General features: G+C 62.8%; 14 protein-coding genes. 11 read left to right on the forward strand and 3 right to left on the reverse strand.

Annotated elements, in window-relative coordinates; translation table 11 throughout:
* Positions 1-55 precede the first annotated feature (55 nt).
* Positions 56-961 (reverse strand): branched-chain amino acid ABC transporter permease, encoded by a 906-nt coding sequence (locus NKJ46_RS21900; protein ID WP_292658326.1) that lies wholly within the window; start codon positions 959-961, stop codon positions 56-58.
* Between the two features lie 141 nt (positions 962-1,102).
* On the opposite strand from NKJ46_RS21900, the gene NKJ46_RS21905 reads away from it, so the two are divergent.
* The 11 genes from NKJ46_RS21905 (at position 1,103) to NKJ46_RS21955 (ending at position 14,800) form a co-directional block, all read left to right on the forward strand.
* Positions 1,103-1,711, forward strand: coding sequence for a CGNR zinc finger domain-containing protein (locus NKJ46_RS21905; RefSeq protein WP_352667513.1), 609 nt, complete (start codon positions 1,103-1,105; stop codon positions 1,709-1,711).
* Positions 1,704-2,234, forward strand: a complete 531-nt coding sequence (locus tag NKJ46_RS21910) for a hypothetical protein (RefSeq protein ID WP_352667516.1) — start codon at positions 1,704-1,706, stop codon at positions 2,232-2,234. Before NKJ46_RS21905 ends, NKJ46_RS21910 begins: the two co-directional genes overlap by 8 nt.
* A 224-nt stretch (positions 2,235-2,458) precedes the next feature.
* Positions 2,459-5,935, forward strand: a complete 3,477-nt coding sequence (locus tag NKJ46_RS21915) for an indolepyruvate ferredoxin oxidoreductase family protein (RefSeq protein WP_352667518.1) — start codon at positions 2,459-2,461, stop codon at positions 5,933-5,935.
* A 152-nt stretch (positions 5,936-6,087) separates the two neighbouring features.
* Positions 6,088-8,409, forward strand: coding sequence for a putative bifunctional diguanylate cyclase/phosphodiesterase (locus NKJ46_RS21920; RefSeq protein ID WP_352667521.1), 2,322 nt, complete (start codon positions 6,088-6,090; stop codon positions 8,407-8,409).
* A gap of 150 nt (positions 8,410-8,559) precedes the next feature.
* Positions 8,560-9,342: an N-acyl amino acid synthase FeeM domain-containing protein gene (locus NKJ46_RS21925; RefSeq protein WP_023676258.1), complete on the forward strand. Its 783-nt coding sequence runs from the start codon at positions 8,560-8,562 to the stop codon at positions 9,340-9,342.
* Between the two features lie 119 nt (positions 9,343-9,461).
* Positions 9,462-9,611: a DUF3096 domain-containing protein gene (locus NKJ46_RS21930; RefSeq protein ID WP_013528205.1), complete on the forward strand. Its 150-nt coding sequence runs from the start codon at positions 9,462-9,464 to the stop codon at positions 9,609-9,611.
* 173 nt (positions 9,612-9,784) lie between these two features.
* Entirely contained in the window at positions 9,785-10,009 is a 225-nt protein-coding gene (locus NKJ46_RS21935) for an aa3-type cytochrome c oxidase subunit IV (RefSeq protein ID WP_352667524.1), read from the forward strand.
* 84 nt (positions 10,010-10,093) lie between these two features.
* On the forward strand, positions 10,094-11,368 hold the full coding sequence (locus NKJ46_RS21940) for a Re/Si-specific NAD(P)(+) transhydrogenase subunit alpha (protein WP_352667526.1): 1,275 nt from the start codon (positions 10,094-10,096) through the stop codon (positions 11,366-11,368).
* Complete coding sequence (locus tag NKJ46_RS21945; RefSeq protein ID WP_502903431.1) at positions 11,368-11,790, forward strand: NAD(P) transhydrogenase subunit alpha part 2; 423 nt, start codon at positions 11,368-11,370, stop codon at positions 11,788-11,790. Before NKJ46_RS21940 ends, NKJ46_RS21945 begins: the two co-directional genes overlap by 1 nt.
* A gap of 6 nt (positions 11,791-11,796) precedes the next feature.
* Complete coding sequence (locus tag NKJ46_RS21950) at positions 11,797-13,194, forward strand: NAD(P)(+) transhydrogenase (Re/Si-specific) subunit beta (protein ID WP_352667530.1); 1,398 nt, start codon at positions 11,797-11,799, stop codon at positions 13,192-13,194.
* 91 nt (positions 13,195-13,285) lie between these two features.
* Positions 13,286-14,800, forward strand: a complete 1,515-nt coding sequence (locus tag NKJ46_RS21955) for a hypothetical protein (protein WP_352667533.1) — start codon at positions 13,286-13,288, stop codon at positions 14,798-14,800.
* Positions 14,801-14,909: 109 nt separating this feature from the next.
* Here NKJ46_RS21955 and NKJ46_RS21960 read toward each other — a convergent pair whose 3' ends face one another.
* Together NKJ46_RS21960 and gyrB are read right to left on the reverse strand one after the other, a co-directional pair.
* Entirely contained in the window at positions 14,910-15,827 is a 918-nt protein-coding gene (locus tag NKJ46_RS21960) for a hypothetical protein (RefSeq protein WP_352667535.1), read from the reverse strand.
* Between the two features lie 245 nt (positions 15,828-16,072).
* Positions 16,073-18,544 carry a DNA topoisomerase (ATP-hydrolyzing) subunit B gene (gyrB, locus tag NKJ46_RS21965; RefSeq protein ID WP_352667539.1) on the reverse strand — a complete coding sequence of 824 codons (2,472 nt, stop codon included), beginning with the start codon at positions 18,542-18,544 and terminating at the stop codon, positions 16,073-16,075.
* Between the last annotated feature and the right edge of the window lie 57 nt (positions 18,545-18,601).

Genomic DNA, 18,601 nt, shown 5'->3' on the forward strand with positions numbered 1-18,601 from the left:
CCTTTGCATCTCCAAGGACATGCGGCTCTTTCATCCAACCAAAGTCGGATGCGGCTCAGGCGATCTTCTGTTGGTCGCGGCCGGAGCCGATTAGCACAAGCATGGCGACGAGGAACAGGTACATCCAGCCGTCCCGCCATTCGAGCGGGAAATAGCCGGCCCATAGCGATTCGGCCATGCCGAAAGCGGCGGCGCCCAGTGCCGCCCGCAAAGGCGAAAGATAGCCGCCCACTGCGGTCACGAACAGGATTTTCAACCCGTAGACCAACCCTGTGCCGAAGCTGATGTTGCCGTAGTAGAAGGCGGCGAGCACGCCAGCCAGTGCCGCGCAAAGGCCGCCGAAAAGCACCGCACGCCGGAACACCGCGCGGACATCGACACCGCACATCGCAGCGGCCTTGGGATCGTCGGATACGGCACGCCAGCTTCGGCCGAAGCTGGAATGCGTGAACCCCCACGCAGCCAGCGCAATAGCCGCCAGCACGGCGGCGCAATCGAGCAATTGGATCAGCGTCAACGTCGCCTTGAAGCTGGCATTCTGCGCGAAGACGATGGTCTGGGCCAGCATTGGCGGCAACCATAGGTCATGGGTATCGGCGGCGATGCGGCTGGCTTCCGACAAGACCAGCAATATGCCGAGTGTCGTCACCACGATGGCGTTGGGCGAGCGGTCGGCCAGCGGTTCGAAGATGCTTCGCGACAGGACATGGCTGAGCAGCGCCGCATAAAGGAATGCCGCCGCTACGCCGAGCGCGACCGATGCAAACAGCGTCAGCCACAGCGCCTGATAGCCGAACGCCGCGGTGAGTATCATCGTATGCCCGCAAAAGGCGAACAGCGCGCCATAGGCAAGATTGGTACGGTGCAGGATGCCGTTGGTCAGCACGTAGCCGAAGGCAAGCAATGCGTAGAGCGCGCCCGAATGCAGCCCGTTCAGAACCTGCTGGAAGAAATAGAGCATGCAAGACCCTCGATGCATGCCCCGCAATCGGGGCGGGGGTTTGGGGCGAACGACATTCTCAATACGGCGATCACCTCAGTGAGGAGCGTTGCACCCGGAATCTAACTTGTCAAACGCGATTTATCGGTTAGATTTCGCCGTATGACAGTATCCTGGACTCCGCACCGCTTCACCGGTGGCATGCTGGCGCTCGACACGGCGAACACCGTCGTTTTGCGGAACGATCCGGAGAAAACCTTCGACCGTTTCGACGATCCGGCCGAGATCGCCCGCTTTGCCGAAGCCGCGAGCGGCTTTCGCGCCGCCGAGCTCGGCGGCAGGCGGCTCGTGGCGCCGGCGCCTGAAAAGATCGCACCGGTGGTGCTGTCGATCCGGGAGACGACCGATCGGCTGTTTCGCGGCGCGGTGTCGAAAGATGCGATCGCGACCGGCGATATGCCGAAATTCCTGGAAGCCTGCGCCGATGGCCTCGCCCATGGCCGCACCGAAATCGGCACGCCTGGAAAACCGTTCGGTGATCCGGCGACGCCGATTGCCTTCGAAGCGGCGCTTGCGGTCTCGGCGCTGTCGCTGCTGCGCAGCGACACCATCGCCAGGCTGAGGATATGTCCGAACTGCAGCTGGCTGTTTGTCGACCGAAGCCGCAATTCCAGCCGCCTCTGGTGCGACATGGCGGTGTGCGGCAACCGCCAGAAGGCAATCCGATACTATCGCCGCCGGACCGCGGCCAGGGAGGTCACCAATGTCTAAGAAATGTTCGCGCGCGATGATTGTCGTCGCGGCGTTGTTCGCGGCGGCCACGCTCGGCGCCTGCCGTGACTCCGGCAAGGATCAGCTGTTCGCCATTTCCGGGAAGCTGTTCGAGTTCAACTACCGGCTGGGTATCGCCACCTATGTCATCACCCTCAATCCGCTGCGGCCGGTGGGTGAGGGACAGGTCGCTGTGGTCTCCTTCCAGAACCCGGCCGGTGGTGATCCGATCATCGTCACCCAGAAAATATGGCCGAAGCTGCCGCATGTGACGCTCACCAGCCCGCCGCTCACCTGCGTCGTCAAGGACAGGCCCTATGCGGTGTCGATCCGCATCGAGGATTCCAGCGGCAAGTTGCTGCAGAGTTTCGAGACCACTCTGACATCCTCGCTCGACCAGTCGGTCCTGCCCGACCGGCCTCTGGTGGTCGGGCCAGTCTACGAGCTCAACAAGGACTTGGCCGGCCATGTCGACGGCAAGCTGCCCGGTGAACCGAAGCCCAGTTGCCCAAAGGCTGCGTGATGCGTCACCAGCGGCACCGACCGCCGCCGGAATTTTCGTGCTCGGCCATCCTCCCCGACAGGCGTTTCGTGGCGCCATCTGGCCGCGCACGGATCATTTGTTGCGGACCGCCTGGCACCTTCGATTTTGTTTGACCTCCCCGGCAAGGGAAGAAAGACTGTGGGCACTTGACTCCGACGTAGGCCGCGCACCTCCAGGCGCGACCTCCGCACAGGAAATGCCTGATGACGCTGCACAATGTCGCGCTCGACGACAAGTTCGACCTGGCAAAGGAGCGCATCTTCCTGTCGGGTGCCCAGGCAGTCATCCGCATGCTTCTGATGCAGCGCGAGCGCGACCGCCGGGCTGGCTTGAACACCGCCGGTTTCGTCTCCGGCTATCGCGGCTCGCCGCTCGGCGGCCTCGACATGCAGCTGTGGAAGGCCAGGAACCAGCTCGCTCAGTCGGACATCGTCTTCCAGCCCGGTCTCAACGAAGAGCTCGCCGCCACCGCCTGCTGGGGCTCGCAGCAGGCCGAATTGCTGGGCGAGGGTACCCATGACGGCGTTTTTTCAGTCTGGTACGGCAAGGGTCCGGGCGTCGACCGCTCCGGCGACGTGTTCCGCCACGCCAATCTCGCCGGGTCGTCAAAACATGGCGGCGTGCTGGCCCTGATGGGTGACGACCACATGGCCGAATCCTCGACCAACGCGCATGCCACCGAGTTCCTGTTCGTCGACACCATGGTGCCGATCCTTAATCCGGCCGGCGTCCAGGAGATCATCGACTACGGCCTCTACGGCTTTGCCATGTCGCGTTTTGCCGGCACCTGGGCGGCGATCAAATGCGTCAAGGACAACATCGAATCGACGGCCTCGGTCGATGCCGCGCTCGACCGGCTAGATATCGTCATCCCGGACTTCGACATGCCGCCCGGCGGCCTCAACATCCGTAACGAGATCGACATGCTCGGCCAGGAGGAGCGGTTGCATGAATACAAGCGCGCCGCCGCTTCGGCCTTCATCCACGCCAATGGGCTGAACCGGATCGTCTATTCGGGCGGCAGCAGCGCCAAGCTTGGCATCGTCACCATCGGCAAGAGTTATCTCGACGTTCGCCAGGCGCTGGAGGATATCGGCATCGACGAAGCGGCCGCCAGTCGTATCGGTATCAGGCTGTTCAAGGTCGGCTGCCCGTGGCCGCTCGATCTGCAGCACATCGCCGACTTTGCTCGCGGCCTCGAGACCATCGTCGTCGTCGAAGAGAAACGCTCGCTGATCGAGGTGCAACTGCGCGAGAACCTTTACGGCACCACGACGCAGCCGGTCATCGTCGGCAAGAAGGACGAGCGCGGAGACTGGCTGTTCCCGGCCAAGGGCGCGCTCGACCCCAACGAGATTGCCATTGCGCTCGGCGAGAGGATTTTGCGAACGATCGGCCCGTCGGAAGAAATCGCTGCGCGGGTGGCGAAGTTGCGCCAGTTCCAGGCGATGCTGGCCGACACGTCAGACATCGCCTCGCGCACGCCCTTCTTCTGCTCCGGCTGCCCGCACAATTCCTCGACCAAGGTGCCGGACGGCTCGCTCGCCGCCGCCGGAATCGGCTGTCATTTCATGGCGTTATGGATGGACCGCAACACCGTCGGCTTCACCGCGATGGGCGGCGAGGGCGCGCAGTGGGTCGGCCAGGCGCCGTTCTCGAAGCGCGAGCACATCTTCCAGAATCTGGGCGATGGCACTTACAACCACTCGGGTGTGTTGGCGATCCGCTTCGCGCTGTCGACCGACGCCAACATCACCTACAAGATCCTCTACAATGACGCCGTTGCGATGACCGGCGGGCAGCCGCACGAGGGCGGCCTGACGGTGGACATGATCGCCAGGCAGGTGCGCGCCGAGGGCGTCGAGCGCATCGCCATCGTCACCGACGAACCGGACAAATATACCGGCAAGGTGGAATTTCCCGCCGGCGCCACCATCCATCACCGCGACGACCTCGATCTTGTCCAGCGCGAGTTGCGTTCGGTCAAGGGCGTCTCGGTGCTGCTCTACGACCAGACCTGCGCCGCCGAGAAGCGTCGCCGCCGCAAGCGCGGCACCTTCCCCGATCCCGACAAGCGTATCTTCATCAACGAGCTGGTCTGCGAAGGCTGCGGCGATTGCGGCGTGCAGTCGAATTGCGTCTCGATCCAGCCGGTCGAGACCGAATTCGGCCGCAAGCGTAAGATCGACCAGTCGAGCTGCAACAAGGACTTCTCTTGTGTCAACGGTTTCTGCCCGTCCTTCGTCACCGTCCACGGCGCCAAAATCAGGAAAGCCGAAGGCATTGCCGGCGTGGCGGACCCGCTCGCGGGTGTGCCGGCGCCGGCGCAATTTGCGCTCGGTGAACAAGGCTGGGCGGCGATCATAGACGGTGTCGGCGGCACCGGCGTCGTCACCATAGGCGCGGTGCTAGGCATGGCCGCGCACCTGGAAGGCAAGGGCTGCGGCATGATCGACATGGCCGGCCTCGCCCAGAAGGGCGGCTCTGTGTTCACCCATGTCCGCATCGCCCGCACGCCTGACGACATCCACGCCATTCGCGTATCGGCCGGCAAGGCCGATCTCGTGCTCGGCTGCGATCTCGTCGTTTCGGGTGCCAAGAAGGTGTTGGCCGCGGTGCGCGAAGGCCATACCATCTTCCTCGCCAACACCGCCGAGATCATGCCGGGCGAGTTCGCCCGTTCGGCCGATTTCTCGCTGCCCGTCGAGCGGCTGAAGAAAGCGATAAGAACTGCCGCGGGCGACGACAGGACGCATTTCTTCGACGCTACCCGCACCGCCACCGCGCTGTTCGGCAGCTCGCTTGGCGCCAACATGTTCATGCTCGGCTTCGCCTTCCAGCACGGCGGCTTGCCGCTGTCGGCGGAGGCGGTCGAGAAGGCGATCGAGCTCAACGGCGAGGCGGTAGCGATGAATATCGCGGCATTTCGCTGGGGCCGCCGCGCCGCCCACCAGCCGGATTTCGTCCGCAGCCTTCTCGCCCAGCCGGGCAAGGCCACGCAGCCTGCCGCCATTGCCGAGACGCTGGACGATGTGATTGCTCGCCGCGTCGCCTTCCTGACCGCCTATCAGAACGCCGCCTATGGCAAGCGCTACGCCGACAGACTGGCAGCGCTGCGCAAGGCCGAAACCAATGCCGTGCCCGGTTCGACCGCGGTGACCGAGGCTGCCGCAAAGAACCTGTTCAAGCTGATGGCGATCAAGGACGAATACGAGGTGGCGCGGCTTTATACGGACGGCTCCTTTGCCGCAGAGCTCGCAAAGCAGTTCCAGAGCTACGGCAAGCTTGAATTCCATCTCGCACCGCCGATCATGGGCAGGCGCGGCAGTGACGGCAAGCCGAAGAAATCGAGCTTTGGCCCGTGGATGATGACCGGGTTCCGCCTGCTGGCGGCGATGAAGGGCCTGCGCGGCACCGCTTTCGACCTGTTCGGCTACAGCGCCGAGAGGCGTATGGAGCGGCAGCTTCTTGCCCTCTATGAAGCCGACCTGGAGCTTGTCGCCGGCGCGCTGGCACCAGGCAAGATCGAGGCTGCTGCCGCGCTTGTTTCCGTACCGGCGCTCATCCGCGGCTTTGGCCACGTCAAGCAGGCCAGTGCCGAAAAAGCCGCCGGCGAACGCCAGCGTCTGCTCGACCGACTCTCGACGGCGCTGCGGCCGCAACTTCAAGCCGCCGAATAATTCAGCGCTGTGATACGCCTTGTTTACCTGAACTGTAGTTTCCCTGTTTCCGCTGCGTCACCAATGAGTGCCAATAGAGCCCGAACCGCTGCTCTAAACCTTTCTTAAGGCCAATGTGACACTGCTGGGTTCCCCAGGGTTGGGATCCAGGCGTGAATCTGAGACGAAAAAACGAGATTCCGGTCGACGTTTACATTCCGTTCGTGGAAACGCTGTTTCGCGACGGGTTCACGCTGTCGATCGGCCTTGTTGCGCAGACACTCCTCGTCATCCTGGTCTATTGGAAGACCATGGACCTGGCATATCTTCTAGTTGCCGCTGGGCTCATCATTGTCGGTACTCTGCGCCTTCGCAACATCCGGAAATACGGGCGACTTCCTTCCCCCACGACGTGGGAAGAAGCCCATGATCGTGAAAACGATTACATAATTTTCGGTTCGATGCATGGTTTCATGCTTGGCGCATTCTGTTTCGTCAGTATCTATCTGGCAAATGACAGCCACGACAACTATGCCGAAATAGCCTCTGTCTGCGTCACGTTGGCATCGGTCACGTCGATTGCCGGCCGCAATTATGGGTCGCCGCGCATGGTCATGATTTTTATCATAACCACGACATGGCCCATATCGCTTGGCTTTATCCTGCGCGGCGATATCTACCACATCATCCTGGGGCTGATGTCGGCCCCTTTTCTGTTTGCGATCAAGCGGTTTGCCGACATCGTCCGCGAAGTGCTGTTTACCGCCCTGTCGGAGGAAAAGAAGGCGAACCGCATCGCGCAGCGTTTCAACCGCGCGCTCAACACCATGTCGCATGGCCTTGTCATGCTTGGACCCGACGGCCGGGTGGCGGTGGCCAATGCTGAAGCCGCGCACCTGATGTCGCTCAAATCGGCCGATGCGCTGCTAGGCCGCTCGATTCACGGTCTGCTGATGCGCGGCGCTGCAGGCGGCATGCTGGCGCCGAAGGATTGCCGTTACATCGAAGCCCAGCTGACGCGTGCGTTGCGCGAGGGCCGCGACCGTAAGGTCCTGGTTTCGCTTACTAACGGCCAGCACTATGAATTTTCGGCGCGCGAAGGCAGCCAGGAACTGGGCGTCGTCACTTTCGAGGATGTGACCGCTCGGGTCGAGGCGGAAGACAAGATCCGCTTCATGGCGCGCTACGACAGTCTCACCGGCCTGCCCAACCGCGCCTACTTCCACGAGTTGGTGGTGGAAGCCATGGCCTCGGGGGATCCCGAGCGTCTCTGCGGGCTGGTGGTGCTCGATCTCGACGATTTCAAGAGCGTCAACGACACGCTCGGCCATCCGGTCGGCGACGGATTGATCTACGCCGTTGCCGAGCGGCTGGCGGCAGTCGCTGGGCCAGGCATCACCGTCAGCCGCTTCGGCGGCGACGAGTTCATGATCTTCTTCGAGCGCGTCGAGGATGAAAGCCACCTGACCGGCCAGATCGACGAGATCTTCGTCGACCTGCAGGGCGAGGTCGATGTTGCCGGCCATGGATTGCGCATCCAGGCCAGCGGCGGCGCGGTGCTGTCGCGGGTCAAGGATACCGACGTTGACGCCATGATCGTCAAAGCCGACCTTGCACTCTACAAGGCCAAGGAGCTTGGCAAGAACGGTTGGCGGCTGTTCGAGGCCTCCATGGATGCTGCCTTCCGCAGCCGTCAGCTGATGAAGGCGGACCTGCGCAGCGCCGTGGAAAACAACGAATTGCGGGTGGTCTATCAGCCGATCGTGGCGATGAGCACGATGCGTATCGCCAGTTGCGAAGCGCTGTGCCGCTGGGATCATCCCGATCTCGGGCCGATTTCCCCCGGTATCTTCATTCCGCTGGCGGAGGAAATGGGGATTATCTCCGACATCAGCACCTTCGTCCTGCATGCGGCCTGCACGGAATGCGCCAAATGGCCGGCCCAGACCAGCGTGTCGGTCAATCTCTCGGCCAAGGATTTCCGCAACCGTGATGTCATCCAGAAGGTTCGCGACGCGCTGGCTGAATCCGGTCTCTCCGCCGGACGTCTGGAGATCGAGGTCACCGAGACGGCGCTGCTCGACGACAAGTCGCTGACACGCCAATATATCGAGGAGTTGAAGCGGCTCGGCGTGCGCATTGCGCTCGACGATTTCGGTACCGGGTATTCGAGCCTCAGCTATCTCCACAAACTGCCGCTCGACAAAATCAAGATCGATCGCTCGTTCCTGATCGATGTCACTCAGAACAGCCGGTCGCTCGAATTGCTCAAGGGCATCGTCAACCTGTCACGGCCGCTGGGACTTTCGGTTACCGTCGAAGGTGTCGAGACCTTCGAACAGCTCAAGATCCTGGCATTGCAGGTCAAGCCGGACCTGGTCCAGGGCTTTCTGTTCGGGTCGGCACTCAGCGCGTCCGGCATCGAGACGATGTCGAGCACCGTCTGGCCCTTCGCCAAGGAGATCCAGACGGCAAGGAAGGCGCCGCGGCGCTGACTTCGCGCTGAAAAACCGCGTATTTTAGTATAATTTTATTAATTGTTAACCTTAACGGGCGGTAAACGAGCTCCTACTTATTTTCATCTTTACATCTCATGACCCGTCCGTAGTGTCGGCTGGTGGCGGTAATCGCGGGGAATAGAGTTCATGTGTGCCCAGTTGAGTTCGCTCGGCCATGCGGCGGGCGCTGGTGGGAAAGACGCGTCCGAGACCATGTCCAGCTTCGCGCAACATGTTTATGCGCTGCTTGACCGGACGGAGTACCGACGCTGTGAAAGCGGCGAGGACTTCGAAAGTATTTACAGGCTGCGCTACAATTCCTATCGGATGAACGATCTGGTGCCCGAGAATGCGTCCCGTCAGGTCCATGACGAGTTTGACGAACTGCCCAATTGCCATACGTTCGGAATCTACATCGAGGGGCGGCTGGTCAGCACAATGCGCCTGCATAACGTGTCTGCTGATAACGCGACATCACCAGCGCTCAGCGTCTACAAGGACTTGTTGATGCCGCGTCTGGCGGCCGGCGAAGTCTTTATCGACCCGAGCCGTTTTGCCGTGGACGCCGAATGGTCACGGCTTTACCCGCAGATCCCGTATGTGACGCTGCGCCTTGCGGGCATGGCTTGCTTCCATTTCGGCGCGCCTTACTGCATATCCATGATCCGCGAGGACCATGCGGCTTTCTACAAGCGCATCTATCGGGCGCGACCGATTGGCGATGCGCGGCCCTATGCCGGCGTGATCAACTGTTTCGCGCTGCTTTATCAAGCCGATGTCCTGGCGATCAAGAATGAAACCTACGCTCGCTTTCCGTTCTTCCGTTCGACGCCAATGGAGCAGCGCATGTTGTTCGATACGCCCGGTGCCGGCGAACTCGCCCCGCTGACCATCCTGCCTACCGCCAAGTATTTTCGCGAAGCCGCCTGAACGAGCGCATGGAGCCTTCCGGTCGCTTCGGCGTTCTGGGCAAGGGTGCTGGTGGTTGGTTGGCATGGCCGACATCCGCCAAGCATCGCTTCGATAGCGATCCGATCAAAGGAACCAATATGACCATTTCGACACTCGCCCTTACCCCGCTTATCTCGCTGATTGCAGGCGTGCTGATCCTGGTGATGCCGCGGCTGCTCAATTATATCGTCGCGCTTTATCTGATCGTTGTCGGCCTGCTCGGTCTGTTCCCACATCTCGCCGGCTAACGACATCGGCAATAGCGGACCTGCCATCCATTGGGATTGGTATCGCCGTGCTTCGCGCAGCGATTTCAAGTTTTGCTTGAGATTGTTGGCTGCGGCGATGCGGCAATAGCGCCATTGCCCTTAACGCGGCTTTTCGCTATGTGCCTGAAAGATGTCTTCGAAGGGGTATTCCAATGGCTGAACACACGCCGACCGGTCCTGTCGAACTGGGCGCGAAGATGGACTATGCCGAGCACGATCGGACCTATGCGGGCTTCCTCAGGCTCGCGAAATACGGATCGCTCTTTTGCCTCGCTGTGCTTCTGGCAATGGCTTTCGGCTTCTTTGCGGGTGGCTTCTTCTCGGGGTTTATCCTGTTCGTTCTGATCCTCGCCGTCGGCGCCTTCATTCTCCGGTAAATTCTTCAAAACCCTTGCCCGTGACATCGCCGGAAGTCCGGCCGGCGTCCTGCGCAGACAGGTTCCAGCCGAAAGGATCATGCGGTGGGACAGACGGTTTTCATCCCTCGTGAGCTCGATGCGAACGAGCCGCGCGTTGCTGCCTCGCCGGATACGGTGAAGCGGCTGGCGGGGCTGGGGTTCGACCTAATCGTCGAAAGCGGGGCCGGCACTGCCTCGCGCATTCCCGACGAGGAGTTTGCCAAGGCGGGCGCTGCGATCGGTAAGGCCGGCGATGTCGCCAAGGCCGATGTGGTGCTGAAGGTGCGCCGGCCGAGCGACGCCGAGCTGAAAGCGTATCGGCCGGGCACTGCCGTGATCGCGATCATGGATCCCTACGGCAACGATGCTGCCGTCGCAGCCCTTGCCAGGGCCGGTGTTACTGCCTTCTCGATGGAGTTCATGCCGCGTATCACCCGGGCGCAATCGATGGACGTTCTATCCAGCCAAGCCAACCTCGCCGGCTATCAGGCGGTGATCGACGCGGCTGCCGAATATGACCGGGCGTTGCCGATGATGATGACGGCGGCTGGCACCGTACCGGCAGCGAAGGCCTTCATAATGGGCGTCGGCGTCGCCGGCCTGCAGGCCATCGCCACCGCGCGCCGCCTCGGCGCCGTCGTCACCGCCACCGACGTGCGCCCGGCCGCCAAGGAGCAGGTCGCCTCGCTCGGCGCAAAATTCCTGGCCGTCGAGGACGAGGAGTTCAAGGCGGCCGAGACGGCCGGCGGCTACGCCAAGGAAATGTCGAAGGAGTACCAGGCCAAGCAGGCGGCGCTGACCGCCGAGCACATCGCCAAGCAGGATATCGTCATCACCACGGCGCTGATACCCGGCCGTCCGGCGCCGAAACTGGTTTCGGCGGCGATGGTCGCCTCGATGAAACCGGGCTCGGTGATCGTCGACCTTGCGGTCGAGCGCGGCGGCAATGTTGAGGGCGCCGTGCCCGGGCAGGTGGTGACCACCGGCAACGGGGTAAAGATCGTCGGCCATCTCAACGTTCCCGGTCGCGTCGCCGCCTCGGCCTCGCTGCTCTATGCCAGGAACCTCTATGCCTTCCTCGAGACGCTGGTCGACAAGGCGACGAAGACGCTTGCCATCAACCGCGACGACGAGCTGGTCAAGGCGACGATGCTGACCGATGGCGGCAAGGTCGTGCATCCCGCCTTCGTCAGGGCTGAGCAGGAGCCGCCAAAGGGCCAACATGTCGAACCGCCGGCCATTCCGGCCAAGACGATGGTTGCCGAGGCTTCGGCGAAGCCGGCTGCAAAGAGGCCGGCCGCTTCGAGGAAGCCCAAGACCACCGGAGGGATCGCGTGATGGACCAGACCCTGCAGAAAGCCCTCGACCAGCTCGACCAGGCCACAGCTGCCGTGCGGCTCGCCGTGCAGAACCTTGCCGTCGCTCCCGGCACTGAGGCGGCCGGCGACGCCGCGCACGCGCTGTCCGGCGGCGCGATCGATCCCTTCGTCTTCCGCTTCGCCATCTTTGTGCTGGCGATCTTCGTCGGCTACTACGTCGTCTGGTCGGTGACGCCGGCGCTGCACACGCCGCTGATGGCGGTCACCAACGCCATTTCCTCCGTCATCGTCGTCGGCGCGTTGCTGGCCGTCGGCATCTCGGCCTCGGGCATCGCCACCGGCTTCGGCTTCGTTGCGCTGATGCTGGTATCGGTCAACATCTTCGGCGGCTTCCTCGTCACCCAGCGCATGCTGGCCATGTACAAGAAGAAGGAAAAGTAGGCCGCTATGAACGCCAACTTCGCCTCCTTCCTCTACCTGGTCTCCGGCATCCTGTTCATCCTGGCATTGCGCGGTCTGTCGCACCCGACCACCAGCCGCCAGGGCAATATGTACGGCATGATCGGCATGGGCATTGCCATCGCCACGACGCTGGCGCTGGCCACCCCTTCCGCCGGACGCTTCGCGCTGATCGTGCTCGGGCTAGCCATCGGCGGCTCGGTCGGTGCGGTCACGGCACGGCGCATTGCCATGACCTCGATGCCGCAGCTGGTCGCCGCCTTCCACTCGCTGGTCGGTCTTGCCGCGGTCATGGTGGCGGCCGCCGCCATCTATGCACCGGAAAGCTTCGGCATCGGCACCGTCGCCGATATCCATGCCCAGGCGCTGATCGAGATGAGCCTCGGCGTTGGCATCGGCGCCATCACCTTCACCGGCTCGGTCATCGCCTTCTTGAAGCTCGACGGCCGCATGTCGGGCAAGCCGATCATGATCGGTGGCCGCCACTTCATCAACGCGGCCCTGGGCATTGCGCTGATCGTGCTGATCGTGCTGCTCGTCACCACCGAGTCCAAGCTGGTCTTCTGGCTGATCGTTGCCGCCTCGCTGGTGCTGGGTGTGCTTCTCATCATCCCGATCGGTGGCGCCGACATGCCGGTGGTCGTGTCGATGCTGAATTCCTATTCGGGCTGGGCCGCCGCCGCACTAGGCTTCACGCTCGGCAATCTGGCGCTGATCATCACCGGCGCGCTGGTCGGTTCGTCCGGCGCCATCCTGTCCTACATCATGTGCAAGGGGATGAACCGGTCGTTCATCTCGGTCATCCTCGGCGGCTTCGGCGGCGAGACATCAGCCATTGCCAACGACGGCATCGAGCGCACGGTCAAGCAGGGCTCGGCCGAGGATGCCGCCTATCTGATGATGAATGCGCAAAAGGTCATCATCGTGCCGGGCTACGGCATGGCCGTCGCCCAGGCACAGCACGCGCTGCGCGAGATGGCCGACAAGCTCAAGGCCAACGGCGTCGATGTCAAATACGCCATCCACCCCGTCGCCGGCCGCATGCCCGGCCACATGAACGTGCTCCTGGCCGAAGCCAATGTGCCTTATGACGAGGTGTTCGAGCTGGAGGACATCAACTCTGAGTTCGCGCAGGCCGACGTCGCCTATGTCATCGGTGCCAACGACGTCACCAATCCCTCGGCTCGTGACGACAAGTCCTCACCGATCTACGGCATGCCGATCCTCGACGTCGACAAGGCCCGCACCTGCCTGTTCGTCAAGCGCTCGCTCGGTTCCGGCTATGCCGGCATCGACAACACGCTGTTCTACAAGGACGGCACCATGATGCTGCTCGGTGACGCCAAGAAGATGACCGAGGAGATCGTCAAGGCGATGGATCACTGAACGGCGTCGTTGCCAACTCACTGCCGATCGTCGAATACAGCCCGGCTCCGCGCCGGGCTTTTTCTTGGCTGTTACCGGTTCTGAAGCTACGATGCCGACCCGTCGTCTTGCTAACGGCGTCATCGTGGAGGTGCTGGTGCCCGACCCTGGTTCTGCTGCATCGCCGGCCGCCGATCTGACCGCAGCAGAGAAGGCGCCACGCAAGCGCAGCCAGGCGGTGGTGGTCGTGCACGGAATGGGCGAACAGCGGCCCATGGACACGTTGAGGGGATTTGTCCAGGCCGTATGGAGCCACGATCCGGCCCGTGCTCCGTTCTATGCCCATGTCGCCGATCCGGCCGACCCGATGGGCGCGAAAATCAACCAGAGCTGGATCACGCCCGACAGCCGGACCAATTCGCACGAGCTTCGCCGGATCACCACGCCCTATGATGTCGATGGCCGCCGCACCGATTTCTACGAGCTTTACTGGGCCGACATCACCCAGGGCACGACCCGGAGCCGCCTTGCTGCCTGGGTGACCACCCTGCTCTGGCGCAGGCCCGCCGATATTCCGCACGATGTGCGCAAACTCTACGCCGTCACGCTTTTGGCAACCATCGTCGTCCTCGGCGCGGCGCTGGCGCTCGCAACGTCGGCCTGGCAAGGCTACATCTCCTGGACGACCGGCGTGGTTGTCACCGTCGTTGCGTCATTCGTTGTCTGGTCGGTGGACCAGTTTGGCCTACCTTATTTCGGCGATGTCGCCGCCTATGTGCGGGCCGAAGCGGCAACGGTCGAGAAGCGGGCGCTGGTCCGCGAGCGTGGCCTCAAGCTGCTGAAGCGTCTTATGACGGACGACGCCTATGACCGCATCGTGCTGGTCTCGCACAGCCTTGGGTCGATCATCGCCTATGATCTGTTGCAGATATTGTGGGCCGATTTCAGGCCTCGAAGGCTGGAAGCCATTCGTGACAGAGCGCGGCTGAAGGCGATCCACGCCGTCGACAAGGCGACGCTGGCCGCCGATGCCGCCGCCTGGCCCGACAGCCTCGACGACCTCCCCGCATTCCGGCGCAGCCAATGGGAGCTCTACCGGCAGCTTCGCGTCGGCGACGCCGATCATCCGCTGTCGTGGAAGATCAGCGATTTCGTCACGCTCGGCAGTCCGCTGACCCTCAGCGAGTTTCTGGTGACCTACAACCTCGCCGAATTCAGGCGCGGCATCGCCGAGCGGCTGTTCTCGGCATGCCCGCCGATCGCCGACAGGGCGGCGGGCGCGACCATGCTCTACCAGGAAGGGCGCAGCCATTCCGGCAAGCCGCAGCGGGCGGTGCATCATGGCGCGGTGTTTGCAGCGACGCGCTGGACCAACATTTTCGACAGGGGCAATGGCTGGCTGACCGGCGACCCGATTTCCGGGCCGATGACGGAAAATTTTGGTCCCGGCGTGGAAAACATCCAGGTCGAGCTGCGCGGCTCGCGCGGCCGCGTCTTCACGCACAGGCTCTACTGGTCGCTGACGGCGAGCGGCGTCGAGGTCAACGCGCCGGCCGGCGCACAGCCGCGCTCGCACCTTGCCGTGCTGCGCGATGCGGTCGATCTTGGCCGCAAGCTGGAGGACTGAGCTATCGGTCGGGCGATGCAGCGCACGACAATGCCGCGCCGGCAGTTGAAAGCAAGGTCCGCTTCGAGGGTAATCTTCCCGAAGCGGACCGAGTTCGCTTAGTCACCGATCAACGATTGGTCAGGAAAATCGCTTCCTCTTCGTCGCGCTGCCTGCCGCCAAGTGCTGCAGCCGCGCTGGCAATGAAGGCCCCGACGACCAGCGACAGCGCGCCAATCAGTGAGAAGGTGGCGCCTGCCTTTCTGGCGGTGTCGGCCGCCTGCTGGGCCTTAACCTTGGCGTCCTGCGCTTTGGCGATTACCGCATCGACACGAGCGGTGGCATCGGCTTCGGACAGACCTGTGCGGGCGGCCACCAGCCGCGACAGATAGGTCTTGTCTTCGGCCGATATTTCGCCTGCTGCGGCACTCGCGATCAGAATGCGCGATGCCTGCGCCGTTGCCGCGGCGTCGCTCTCCGGGTTGGCGGCAGCGAGCCTTGCCGGATCGGCCGCGCGGAACAGCGTATCGACGAAATACGATGTGGCGTTGTCGGTCGAGGCGCCACCAGCGTTTGCAGCGGCACCTGCCGAAGCGCCCATTGCCGCGCCGGATGCCACAGTCGAAGCAGCCTGCACACCGGTGCCTATCGCGGCCGAAAGAGCCGTGCCGAGCACCCCGGCGACGAGCAGCGTCGCAAGCGCCCAGGCCAGGAAGCCGTGAGCGGTATCGCGGAAGAAGACTTCATCGGTGTGGATGCCGACCCATTTGGTGCGCAGCCGCCCGGCAAGGTAGCCGCCGACGCCCGACGACAGCCATTGCACGACGATCAGCCAAACGGCGGTGGAAACGGCGAAAGTGGTGACTGACGCACCCGAGCCGGACCATGGCGACACCATGCTCAGCCCAAGCCCGGAGCCGAGCAGCATCAGAATGAACGTAAGTGTCGAGGCAGCAAAGGCCCCGGCGACGATTGGCCCCCAGCTGACGGCGGGGGAAGAGGATTCCGTCGGTGCGGAAACGTCGACAGTCGTTAGGGTTGACGGCATCGAAGTCCCCTACCTTGCGAACAGCATGATCAGAATAATGATCGGAATCGGGACTCCGAGAAGCCAGAGCAAAATGCCACGTCCCATGGATGCCTCCTGCGGCGATTGTGATCGACTACAATGCCTTGAAAGCCTTTCCGTTCCGGCGGTCCTGGTGATCTTTGTTGCGTTGTAGCAGTTGGCATTGGTGCGCCAAGGCGCACCAATGCACTTCATGCCTGCTGGCTGGGTATCTCGGCCTTGGCTCAGATATCCAGATTGGCAACCGACAGCGCGTTTTCCTGGATGAATTCGCGCCTTGGCTCGACCTCGTCGCCCATCAGCCGTGAAAACAATGAGTCCGCATCGGTCGCGTCATTGACCTTGACCTGTAAGAGCGAGCGCACATTCGGGTCAAGCGTCGTTTCCCAGAGCTGCTCGGCGTTCATTTCGCCAAGGCCCTTGTAGCGCTGCATGGTCAGGCCCTTGCGGCCGGTGGCAAACACGGCATTAAGCAGTGCCAGCGGCCCCGAGATGGTTTCTGAGACATCCTTGCGGCGCAGCACCGGCGGCTCGCCGTAAACTTCTGCCAGGCGTGGCGCATAGCGGTCGAGCTGGCGTGCGTCGGCGGAATTGATCAGCGCCAGGTCGAGATGTGCGAACTCCTTGACGCTGCGCACTGTTCGCTCGAAGACATAGCCGCCGATGCCCTCGTTCGAGGTCGACATGCGGCCGATCCAGCCGCGTTCGGTGTCCTCGGCGATAATATCCAGACGGCGCGCAACACGCTCGGCCGTCTCGTTGGCGCGGCCGAGGTCGGTGAAGATCTCCGGGTTGAGCGCGCCGGCGATCGCTGCCTGCTCGACCACGCCTCTGTTATAGCGCGTATGCAATCCGTTGATGAGCTGGCGGACAGCCAAGGCGTCGTCGATGGCGCTGCGCAGGTCCTGCCCGGCCCGCACCTCGCCCGCGCTGAGCGCAAGCGACGCTTCTTCCAGCCCGGAGCCGATCAGGAATTCCTCGAAGGCGGCTTCGTCCTTGATGTATTGCGAGCTCTTCCCGCGCGTCACCTTATACAGCGGCGGCTGCGCGATGTAGAGATGGCCGCGTTCGATCAGTTCCGGCATCTGGCGGAAGAAGAAGGTCAGTAGCAAGGTGCGGATGTGGGCACCGTCGACATCGGCGTCGGTCATCAGGATGATCTTGTGGTAGCGCAGCTTGTCGGCATTGAACTCGTCCTTGCCGATCGAGGTGCCGAGCGCGGTGATCAGCGTGCCGATCATGTCGGAGCCGAGCATGCGGTCGAAGCGGGCGCGCTCGACATTGAGGATCTTGCCGCGCAGCGGAAGAATGGCCTGGTTCTGGCGCGAACGGCCGCCCTTGGCCGAGCCGCCGGCGCTGTCGCCCTCGACGATGAAGATCTCGGATTTCGCCGGATCGCGCTCCTGGCAATCGGCCAGCTTGCCGGGCAACGAGGTGACGCCGAGCGAACTCTTGCGGGTGATGTCGCGTGCCTTGCGCGCGGCTTCGCGCGCGGCAGCGGCCTGGATGACCTTCTCGATGACCGCCTTGCCCTCGGTCGGGTGCTCCTCAAGCCAGGTGCCGAGCGCTTCGTTGACAAGCCCTTCGACCACCGGACGGACCTCGGACGACACCAACTTGTCCTTGGTCTGCGAGGAGAATTTCGGGTCGGGAACCTTGACCGACAGCACCGCGGTCAGCCCTTCGCGGCAATCATCGCCGATCAGCGCGACCTTTTCCTTCTTGGTCAGGCCCGAGGAGTCGCCATAGCCGGTTATCTGGCGCGTCAGCGCACCGCGGAAGCCTGCCAGATGCGTACCGCCGTCGCGTTGCGGGATGTTGTTGGTGAAGGCCAGCACGTTTTCATGGTAGCTGTCGTTCCACCACATGGCGACTTCGACCGTGATGCCGTCGCGCTCGGCGCGGATCGATATCGGCTTGTCGAGCAACGGCTTCTTCGTCCGGTCGAGATATCGGACGAACTCTTCCAGCCCGCCATCGTAGTGCAATTCATGGCGCACGATGTCGGCATGGCGGGCATCGGTCAAAACGATGCGCACGCCGGAGTTCAGGAAGGCGAGTTCGCGCAGCCGGTGCTCCAGCGTACCGTAGTCGAATTCGACCATGGTGAAGGTCTCGGACGACGGCAAGAACGTGATTTCGCTGCCGCTGCGGCCTTCATAGGTGCCGGGGACCTTGTCCTGTTCATAACTGCCGGTGATGCGCAACGGCGCGTCGGCATTGCCATGCGTGAAGCTCATCTCGTAGATTTGGCCGTTACGGCGGATCTTAAGCTTCAGCCAGGCCGACAAGGCGTTGACGACCGACACGCCGACGCCGTGCAGGCCGCCCGACACCTTGTAGGAGTTCTGGTCGAACTTGCCGCCGGCATGCAGCTGCGTCATGATCACTTCGGCCGCCGAAATGCCTTCGCCGGTGTGGATATCGGTCGGAATGCCGCGGCCATTGTCGATGACCGTCACCGATCCGTCCGGATTGAGCGTCACCGTCACCAGGTCGGCATGGCCGGCCAGTGCTTCGTCGATAGCGTTATCGACGACCTCATAGACCATGTGGTGCAGGCCCGAGCCGTCGTCGGTGTCGCCGATATACATGCCCGGCCGCTTGCGAACGGCATCCAAGCCCTTCAAAACCTTGATGGAATCGGCGCCGTATTCGGCTTCAACGCCGTTGGCGATGTCGGTCTGGTCGCTCATGAAAACCTGTCTGATTGATGCCGTGTGCAGAGCGCGAAAAATCGGCTTCGAATCGCG

Origin of the sequence: Mesorhizobium sp. M0166 (assembly GCF_040322255.1) — a bacterium.
In the GTDB taxonomy this organism is placed as follows: Bacteria; Pseudomonadota; Alphaproteobacteria; order Rhizobiales; family Rhizobiaceae; genus Mesorhizobium.